At 35.5% G+C, this 10,259-nt stretch carries 8 protein-coding genes; 3 read left to right on the top strand and 5 right to left on the bottom strand.

Annotated features, from left to right (window positions below; genetic code table 11):
* Positions 1-319: 319 nt before the first annotated feature.
* The 4 genes from RI557_RS08035 to RI557_RS08020 all read right to left on the bottom strand — a co-directional run bounded on the left by RI557_RS08035 (position 320) and on the right by RI557_RS08020 (position 4,306).
* Entirely contained in the window at positions 320-784 is a 465-nt protein-coding gene (locus tag RI557_RS08035) for a hypothetical protein (RefSeq protein WP_310667918.1), read from the bottom strand.
* 111 nt (positions 785-895) lie between these two features.
* Entirely contained in the window at positions 896-2,113 is a 1,218-nt protein-coding gene (locus tag RI557_RS08030) for an O-antigen ligase family protein (protein WP_310683163.1), read from the bottom strand.
* Between the two features lie 5 nt (positions 2,114-2,118).
* On the bottom strand, positions 2,119-3,252 hold the full coding sequence (locus tag RI557_RS08025; RefSeq protein WP_310667916.1) for a glycosyltransferase: 1,134 nt from the start codon (positions 3,250-3,252) through the stop codon (positions 2,119-2,121).
* Between the two features lie 31 nt (positions 3,253-3,283).
* Positions 3,284-4,306, bottom strand: a complete 1,023-nt coding sequence (locus tag RI557_RS08020) for a glycosyltransferase family 1 protein (RefSeq protein WP_310667915.1) — start codon at positions 4,304-4,306, stop codon at positions 3,284-3,286.
* A 70-nt stretch (positions 4,307-4,376) separates the two neighbouring features.
* Here RI557_RS08020 and RI557_RS08015 point away from each other — a divergent pair, with 70 nt between their 5' ends.
* The 3 genes from RI557_RS08015 to RI557_RS08005 are packed head-to-tail and all read left to right on the top strand — an operon-like array spanning position 4,377 to position 8,757.
* Positions 4,377-5,105: an ABC transporter permease gene (locus RI557_RS08015; protein ID WP_310683161.1), complete on the top strand. Its 729-nt coding sequence runs from the start codon at positions 4,377-4,379 to the stop codon at positions 5,103-5,105.
* A complete protein-coding gene (locus RI557_RS08010) occupies positions 5,105-5,848 on the top strand; it encodes an ABC transporter ATP-binding protein (protein ID WP_310667913.1) in 744 nt (247 codons plus the stop codon). Before RI557_RS08015 ends, RI557_RS08010 begins: the two co-directional genes overlap by 1 nt.
* Entirely contained in the window at positions 5,845-8,757 is a 2,913-nt protein-coding gene (locus RI557_RS08005) for a glycosyltransferase (protein ID WP_310683159.1), read from the top strand. The genes RI557_RS08010 and RI557_RS08005 overlap by 4 nt, the downstream gene beginning before the upstream one ends.
* Here RI557_RS08005 and RI557_RS08000 read toward each other — a convergent pair.
* Complete coding sequence (locus tag RI557_RS08000) at positions 8,741-10,219, bottom strand: hypothetical protein (protein WP_310667911.1); 1,479 nt, start codon at positions 10,217-10,219, stop codon at positions 8,741-8,743. The genes RI557_RS08005 and RI557_RS08000 overlap by 17 nt on opposite strands.
* Between the last annotated feature and the right edge of the window lie 40 nt (positions 10,220-10,259).

The following is a 10,259-nucleotide window of genomic DNA, read 5'->3' as shown; positions in this document are numbered from 1 at the left end:
CCAGAAAGGAAAACAGACATTAAGAGGGTTAGGAAAAGTGATTTCATAATGCATGTAAGTATTGATTGAAATAGAGATTATACGATTTATCGACTATACTTTCGCTGAACATACTTGCCGATAAAATAGACAGCCAACATAGGAATCAGCATAAATTCCAGGTATTTTTCAAGTAACCCAAATTCATTCATTACCAGAAAAAACACTGCGATGATCAAAATCATCAATACATCTATATATTTTGACTTCATACCATCAAATGTAAAGAAAAAAGCCATATTTAAAAGTTCACTCTTAGAAAAACCCTTGTCAACAAAGCTTATGAAGAGATTTCAATATCGAGCTGTCTGCCTTCCTTGAGAGCTCTTTTATCCATACTTGCTCCAACTGCAATGCCCACAGCCATTCCAATTGGCAATCCCACTCCCAGGTAAGCCATGCTACCAAAAGAAGTACCAAAAACAACTCCAATGGGCATCCCAAAGACTGACATTCCAAGAGCAAGCCACAATTTGCGGTAATAGTTTTGCGGTACCAGTTTGGATTGTTTCTCTACATGCCTAACCACCTGTGATCTGACTTTCATCAACCTTAATTTGAATTTGCGTTTTGATCCCTCAAAATTGTTCAATTCATCGATTGACGAATTAATAGCATCAATGACATCGTTATCCAGGTCTCGGGAATTGAGAAGATCAATATAACTCTGGAAGTTAGAAATACGTTTCTCGAGCTTTTCGTCACCTTTGTATTCACCTTTTATGGTCAGATCCTTAATTTCCATTATAAATAGTATCAATGTTAGGTTAAAGACGAAAATAATGAAAACAGTTTATTGAGAGTCTTCTTTTTGACGAGTGGTTTTTACTTAAATTCAGTGGTTAATAGTAAGAAGTCATTTCAAACCAAAAGCCCATAGCTTAAATTCTGGAGATCGGTCAATTCTATTGAAAACACCTAAAACAAGACAAACTGTAAATAACCCATGTTGACGTGAAAGAAGGTTTTCGGTTAGGAACTGCAACCCGAATAAAACACCTAATGAAAAAACCAAGGTCAGTCTTTTCGGATTCTTTAAAAGAAAAAAAATAAAGGCTCCCAGGGAAATTAGCCCCAAAAGACCAAATGATAAAAGTTGATTCATGTATTCATTGTGGGTATTGTAAGTATGCTTGATCGCTAATGCTGGATTAGCTATACTGTAACAACCATTGAGAGCACTTTGAATATTTAAAGGTCCAAGGCCAAATATCCAATGTTGTTTACACAACTCCAGTGAACACTGAAAAATAGTTAGTCGGTCACTGGTACCCATTGTTCCAATAGACATTTGTCCAGAAAGAACATCGTAAAAGTTCACAAATCGAGTAAAAAGAACATCTCTTCCAAAATACACAAGAGGCAAAATCAATAAGCCGGCAAACAAGAAATATTTATATCTCTTTTTTAGCAGAAAGAGAATAATAACACTTAAAAATGTTGCAACTATGCTTGTTCTGGCCCCTGAAAAAACTATACCTGCTGATAGTATAAATAAAGAGAAGACATTGCCCCACTTCATAGAACTGGTTAAATCCCTGGATAATAAATCTCTTGTGAGGAGTATGACAGATGCACCAGAAAACAGAGAAAAGTAAGTTGGGTGAACATTCGTGATTTGTTCAAAAGATGTCCTCAAAGTAAAAAAATATGCCTCATGGGAAGTCCCTTCTCGTATGAAATGTTGAATATGCAGATATACAAAAACAAGAGATAATACAATGGAAGAGATAATAAAAATCAGTGATGCTCTTCTAATTGTTTTAAAATTAATACCTGGTCGCATCATAAATAAAATGGGACCTGCCAATAAAATTGCGCGTCTTTCAAATTCATACCAACCGGCAGAGGAATTGCTTGAAAATAAAAACGAGATCAAATAGTACAATCCAATTAACATTAGCGGAATGTAAAGCACATGATTTTTAAAAGTGAACTCCTTTTTACTGATAGATATATATAAAGCCGCAATAAAAGTAAGTATGAAAAGTATTGAACTAACATTCAATGGCAATAATGGGAATAAGAAGACTGCTGGGAACAGCCACTGAAATATTTTAGCTACTCCATTCAAGTAAATTAGGAGTTATTAAGAGCTGATTCTACAAAAGATTTAAACTCTTCTCTAAATCTCTTCCGTGAAAAACGAAGAGCATTCTCACGAGCACTTTCTGGCTCAAGAGTGTGTCGATCTTTTTCAAATTTTCTCACACCTTCCACGATGGATTCCACATCTTGTTTATCAAAGAAAAAGCCTGTCTTCCCTTCCTTTACTGTTTCTAAATACCCCCCTTTACGAAGAGCTAGAACAGGAATACCACAGGCTTGAGCCTCCAATGAGGTTATACCGAAATCTTCATTTGCAGCTAAGATTAAGGCTTTTGATTTTTGAAACTCTTTTCTCAGTTGCTCATTCCCTGTAAAACCAAGAAATTCAATATTATCATTGGCAGCTTCTTTGAGAGACAAGTATTCAGGGCCTTCTCCAATAATTTTTAAATGGAGGTTGGGCATCTTATTGAAAGCTCTAATAATTAAATCAATCCGTTTATAAGGAACCAGTCGTGAGACTACAATATATTGTGAGCGATCTTTCACAGTTATCCCATTTGGAATAAAGAATTCGGTATTAATTGGCGGATAGACTACTTGTGCATCACGTAAGTAATGATTCTTTATCCTCTTTGATACATAAACTGAATTTGCAGCAAATTTGGTTACCCTGTTTGCTGAGTGATGATCCCATTTTTTAAGTTTATCAAGCTGCCAATTTGCAATTTTCCTAACCCCTTTATTGGTAACGTGTTCCAAATATTCAGTTCTCATATCCCAGGCGTAACGAACCGGAGTATGGCAATAACATAAGTGTCTTTGACCATCAGTTATCTTAACACCCTTAGCTACAGCATGTGATGATGAAATAATCAAATCATATTTCGAGAGGTCGAAGGACTCAATAGCATATTTAAAAAAAGGAAAGAAATAACGATGATTTTTTCGAGCAAAAGGAAATTTTTGAAGAAACGATACTGTTATTTTTTTGTCTCCTAAAAACTCTTTTTGAAGTTCTGAAGACATATTGTTAAAAAGGGCATAGATATCTGCCTGGGGAAATGAACTAAAAATTTCTTTAAAAACTTGCTCAGCCCCACCCTTACCCATGAACCAGTCATGGACTATCGCTACTTTTAATTCTTTTCTTGTAGGCTTCAAAGTCAGGATTAATTCTTTGTGCGAATATAAATTAATTATTAAGATTTTGGAGAAGCTTACTTGCTGATTTATCAAAACTCAAATGTTCAGGAAAAGGGATAGTGTTCTTATTATCAGAGTAATAAATATCAGTCAAATCTTTTGAAAACACCTCTGTGTCTAAGGTGTTTGTATACTTGATAGAATTACCAAATAATTCTCTAAATACGGCTAAATCGTTAGCCAGAACTTGCTTTTTAAAAAACAACCCTTCAAGTATTGGTAACCCAAACCCTTCATAAAAAGAAGGTTGAACCACTACCTTACAACCTCTGTAGAGAGAACACAATTTTGCATCATTAATAACTTCTACCCATTTTATTCTCTCAGTATTTAACTTTTCAATGCCAGAAAAATGATGACTTCCTGATCCAACAATGTAAAGATTGACATTTGGTAAGTCAGCTTTAGAAAAAGCTTTAATCAATTGCCCTAATCCCTTCCTTGGGCTATGTGAGCCTACAGCTAGTATATATGGTGATTCAACACTGATATTCTCATCAAAATTAGACTTATCAAAATATACCCCGTTTGGTAAAACAAGAATATCTTTAGAGACTAAATTAAATTTATTGACTAATGCTGTCTTTGAAAACCCGCTCACGGTAGCTAGTTGTGATTTTTTTACAAGTTTAGGAATGATCCACCTGTACCAAAAACTAAAGCGTTTTGAGAACCACTCGGGATGATCAAAAACAGCTAAGTCATGTATTACGATAAAGTTACGAGAGTAAATCAATGGTGCTACGTTACAAAAGTTCAATAGAAAGGGGTTTCCACATCTTTTCAAATAACGTGGCAATTCAACCTGTTCCCAGAGAACACCTTTCTGTTTTCCTATTTCAACAAGTTCACCATATTCAAACTCCCTATCATGGTCTCTGTTTACAAGAATCTTAAGCTGACATCCCTTCTCATGTAAAGCCTTACACATCCCCCTTGCAAATCTTTGAACCCCTGTAACAGGTGCACTCAAGAATTTTCCATTTATCCAAAGAATCTTATCGTTATTCACAAAAATTTAATTTTACTTTTGGCCGAATTTCATGAGCAATTCCACAATTATACCGAATGCACACATCTTAATGAATTTGATAAAACGCAATATGATGTTGCGTTATAAAAATTCACTACTTGGTTATTTATGGTCTTTTATAACCCCTTTGCTCTACCTTTTAATTTTTCACTTTGTTTTTTCTCAAGCATTTCAGGGAATGCGAAGTTATTCACTCTACGTACTCTCAGGGTTAATTCTATGGCAATTTTTCTCCAATGCCAGTAATCAATGTATTCAGAGCTTGATTGCGAATGCCGGAGTAATTAAAACAATAAATGTCCCCATCGTTGTCTTTCCTGTGTCAACTGTTTTAACCGAGACGTTTAACATGGTTTTAGTATTTGTTCCTTTTTTTGGGTTGATGATATTTTTTGGATTGCAGTTCAGTATTCACACACTGATGGTAATCCCAGTCCTTATTCTAATAGGGATGTTCAGCTTAGGATTAGGTTTAATATTAGGAACACTGAATGTTTATTTACGCGATATTTCAATTTTATGGAATTCAATTAATCCAGCTCTCTTCTATCTCACTCCAGTAGCATACACTCTTGACTTTGTTCCTGACAGCTACCACCCAGTATTAAAGCTCAACCCTCTTTTTCATTATTTTAAAATGATGCGTGATGCTTTGTATCACAATCAATTCTCTGACATCACTACGATGATGATAGCTTTTACCTGTTCAACAGTTACCTTTTTACTCGGAGTTTTTATATTTAACAGGCTCAAACCCGGTATTATCTCAAACGTATAATGAGTGCAGATCAACATATCATATTTGACAAAGTAAACTTGAGTTACTACACTTTTAACCAGGGTGTTAATTCGATAAAAGATCTGTTTGTATCAAAGAAAATATCAAAAATATTCGAGAAAAAACGCATCCTTGAGGATATAAACTTGTCTATTCCTAAAGGTCAAACTGTGGGCCTACTTGGCAGAAACGGGTCTGGTAAAAGTACATTCTTAAAAGCTGTTGCAGGTATGTTAATACCATCTACCGGACAAATAACTGTAAATGGTAAAGTAGCCCCTATTTTAGCTATTGGAGCTGGTGTTGAAATGGAGTTGTCAGGTTATGAAAACATCAAGTTAACAGGAAGTCTAATGGGCTTTTCAAAAAAGGATTTAGAAGAAAAGGGAAATGAAATAGCTTCTTTCTCAGAGCTCACTGACGATGAACTGAAAAAACCACTCAAGACTTATTCTACAGGAATGCTGAGTAGGTTGAGTTTTAGTATTGCTGTAGCGAATAACCCCGAAATCCTTATTGTTGATGAAGTCCTTGCAGTTGGTGATGAAGGTTTTCAAAAAAAATGTATGGGTAGAATAGATGAAATTAAATCATCTGGTAGTACGATCCTTTTCGTTTCACACAATGTGAGCGATGTAAAACGAATTTGTGACAGAACAATTTGCCTTGATCACGGTGCTGTAATATTTGATGGCGATGTAGACAAGGGAATAGAAATTTATCAATCACTTTTTAGAGTATGAGAAAGCCTCTTCTATCGATTATTATTCCATGTTATAATTTAGGAAGATACCTTGAAGAATGTCTTGAGTCATTTGATAATGAGATCAAGGATGTTGAAGTCCTTATTCTTGATGATGGGTCTACTGATGAGCAAACCAGGTCAGTCTTAAAAGAAATCGCACAAAAAGGTTATCAGGTCTTTTGGCAGGAAAATCAGGGTGTTGAAACGACTCGAAATAACCTCATAAAAAAGGCCAAGGGAAAATACATACTACCGGTAGACCCAGATAACACTATTTCAAACGACTACATTCAAAAGGGAATTGAAATTCTCGAAAGCCATGATGAAGTAGGAGTTGTTTATAGTGATGTAATACATTTTGACGAAGAGAAAGAAACTCGTGTTAAACTACCAGACTTAGAGCCTGGACGCTTACTTGTTGTCAACTACATCGATAATTGTGCAGTTTTCAGAAAGGAAATATGGGAAAAGTCTAATGGATATGATCAAAACATGCCTAAATCCGGCTATGAGGATTGGGATATGTGGATGAATGCTCTCGAACAAGGTTGGAGTTTTTATCACATCAATGATTTTTTATTTCGTTACAGACTTAGAGAGGGCTCTCTTGTTCAGTCTGCAAGAAGTGAAGAAAATCATATACAGAATTACAACTATCTATTAGAAAAGCACAAATCACTTTTTGGAAAGTACCATGATCAATACCAATATTTCGTTGGTGTTAAAATAGCTGAGTTCAGTGAAGGTATTCGTGAAAATGAGAAGAACTTCAAAAAAATATTAGCAGATACAAAAGCTGACTATCAACACACTCAAAAGGAATTAAGGTCTGCGATTGACGACAAACAAGCCCACATTGAAAATGTAGAATCTGAAAAGAACAAACTTTCAGAACAATTAAAGCATATTTCAAATCAGTTGAAGCATGCTATGGATAGTCTTCTCAGGACTCAACAGAGACTCAATCAAATTCAGTCCATGCCACTTTTCAAATTTGCCAAAGAGCTAAAAATTCTTTTGAGCAGGTTTAGATCTAATAATAGTATGGACAAGTCTCAAAACTTTTTCCGAAAAATCGTAGTCGCTTTTTCAAAAAAATCACTTCAGGTTATTCGCAGGTTCATGGCCAAAATATTCAAACACATTTACCTGGCATTAGAAGAAGCTCGGGTTGTAATTGTTGAAGCAGGAAAAGGTGGCCTGGCCTACAGCGAAGATCCATACATGAACTGGATTGAACAACAGAGACCCAAAGAAGATGACTTATTAAAGCAGAGAGTTAAGTCAGGAAAATGGGACAATCCACCTTTTATGTCTGTCGTAATTCCTGTTTATAACCCACCAATAAAATATTTCAAATCAGCAATAGACTCTGTTATGCAGCAATCCTATGAGAACTGGGAACTCATTTTATCAGATGACTGTTCTACTGATCCTAAGGTGAAAAAGACACTCGAAGAGTACAGGAAGAAAGATCCCAGAATTAAGGTTGTATACCGAAAAGAAAATGGACATATTTCAGCTGCCTCTAACTCAGCACTTAAAAAAGCTGAAGGCGACTTCACTGTACTGATGGATCAAGACGATTTACTTTCATTAAACGCCCTTTATGAAGTAGCTAAAGTAATTGTTGATAACCCTAATTCAGACCTCATTTATACAGATGAAGATAAGATTGACGAAAGTGATCATCACAGCTTTGCTCACTTTAAGCCTGACTGGTCTCCAGAGAGTTTACTTTCCAGGAATTACCTTGGCCATCTAACGGTTTTCAGAACCAACATAATGCGAAAAATTGGCGGCTGGCGAGTTGGTTTTGAAGGGAGTCAGGACTATGATTTGGTACTGCGTTTTACAGAACAAACTAACAACGTTTACCATATCCCCAAAGTGCTCTACCATTGGCGCGTTCACGAGGAATCTACAGCTTCATCTGAAGAGGCAAAGCCGTATGCCTTCATGGCAGCTCAAAAGGCTCTGACTGAAGCTCTCGAAAGAAGAGAAATACCGGGAAAAGTAGATTTCCTCGATGGCTTTCGTGGTTATTCAATAAGGCTCAATGTTCACGATGACTCAAAAAAAGTTTCAATTATTATTCCTACAAAAGATAAAGCTGATGTACTTGAAACCTGCATTGAGTCTATTTTTGAAAAAACGACCTATCCTAACTTTGAAGTAATCGTAATCGATAACAACAGTGTTGAACAGGATACATTCGAGCTTCTAAAAAAATGGCAAAATGATGAACCTAACAGGTTTAAGACTGCCCGCACTGAAGAACCATTTAATTTCTCCTACCTCATGAATTTTGGTAGAAAAAATGCAACAGGAGAATATTTAGTCTTGCTCAATAACGATACTAAAATTATTTCTAATGACTGGCTCGAAGGGATGATCGAACAAGCTCAACGTGATGAGATTGGTGTAGTTGGTGCAAAATTACTCTATCCTAACGACACTATTCAACATGCAGGAGTAGTCATTGGCCTGGGAGGTGCTGCAGGTCATATACTGGTAGGCGAACACAGGGAAGGTCCGGGATATTTTAATTACGTAAACCTGCTAAACAATTACTCTGCCCTTACCGCTGCTTGTTTTATGGTCAAAACCGAAGTCTTTGATCAATTAGACGGGTTTGACGAACAATTTGCTGTAGAATACAATGATGTAGACTTTTGCTTGAGAGTAATGAATGCAGGATACCGAAATGTGTATGTGCCTAACGTTGAAGTTTACCATTTTGAATCTATCTCCCGTGGACATCCTCACCTTACAAAAGAGTCCATGAATAGACATAAGAGTGAAATCAAGATGCTACGTGATCGCTGGGAAAAATATATAGAGAACGATCCTCATTACAATCCCAACCTTAGCTTAGGAGCTCATGATTTTAGAATGAAATTTTAAGCACTTTTGAAAAGAAGTTCTTGTTTGAGTAAAATATATCCTTCGTTTCAATAAGCTCAAGGCCAAGATGAAAAAGCGTAAAGCATAATACTATGTAAAAAACAACTTTTTTATCTCTGAAAAAACCTGAAACAGAATCTACAAACGAGAATAAAAAAGGGAATAACATTCCAAGCATAAGCCTTCCAGAGACAAAAATAGGAAACGCTTTACTGGGGTAAACGCAATTTCCAAAATCATATCTAACACTCAAAAAAGCGAACAATAAAAAATAACCGATATAACTAAACCAGGAAATCCTTCTAATATTATTGAGAAGTCCATGATAATTCGATAAGTAGTATGACCTCACTGCAAAAACCAGCAAAAGAAGAGTTGTAATTATCGTTACATAATAAGTTGAAAAAGAGCTGTAAATATCAGTTCCCTCCCACAAGCTTTCACCCAGCCACCACGATTGCCATGTCTTAGTGAAAAAATTACTCATTCCTCCAATTGATGTTATTACATGGGGAAAATAATTTTCAACTTCCTTTGCTGTCCAACCTAACACTTTTACCTTTTCTTTCGTTGCAAACAATCCAACTCCGCTACTCACCCGATTGATGAAACCTGGTAGCATTAATAAAATCATCAGTAAAATACTAATCGGTAAGTAAAAAAACCTTTTCCATCTAACTTCTATTCTCCCAAACAACAACAATAAAAAACCACAACATACTATTATTAACCCTGATGCTTTTATCAAAATAGTCAACGCTCCAGTAAGAGCGACTAGTAACAAGTTTTTTAATGTAAAATGCTGATAAGACTTTACTGCAAAAAGTAAAAAGACCACAGCTGACAATGCACTTAGAATGTCAACATTTATAAAATAATAAATCGATTGTGGGATACCTAGCAGTAAAACTCCACACGATAAAGCTAAAGCTCTGTTTTGAAAAACCTGCATACCCAAAGTTATAGCCCAAAACGCCAGGAAAAAAGCCAGTACAACATTGACGAAACGCAAACTATATATTTTCAGGTAAGGATTCAGATCATCAGGTAAAGCGTAAAACATCCATCCTAGAGGTTTGAAATAGAAAGGAGATGAATGTGTTTGTTGATGGGTTGTCTTTGAAAAGAAAGAAAAATACCCTTCGAAATCATCTTGATATTGGAGTTTTAAAAGTGGGACAAAATCTTCATTTTGAAACTCACCCAACAAATACTCTTTAGACTGTACTTTATGGGCTAACTCTAAAGTTAATGTGTCAAAGTAATAGTTTCTATCTTCATAAGAATATCCTTTACCCTGTTTTAAAACAGTATCAAAATTAGGAAGCTCATCAGTGGTATTAAAAAGAGGATAAGCCATCGCAAAAAGCAAAACCTTTAAAGCAAATAATAAAGCAATTGTCCACTTTAAAGTGGAAAACCCTTTCTTTGAAAATAAATTTGCTCGTAATAATTTAGACATGCGATTCTGAAAATTTGAAACAGCCATCTAAATTGAACAA

It is taken from the genome of Salibacter sp. (genome assembly GCF_031581065.1).
Taxonomy (GTDB): Bacteria; Bacteroidota; Bacteroidia; order Flavobacteriales_G; family Salibacteraceae; genus Salibacter.
This window is presented reverse-complemented; position numbering and strand designations above follow the sequence as displayed.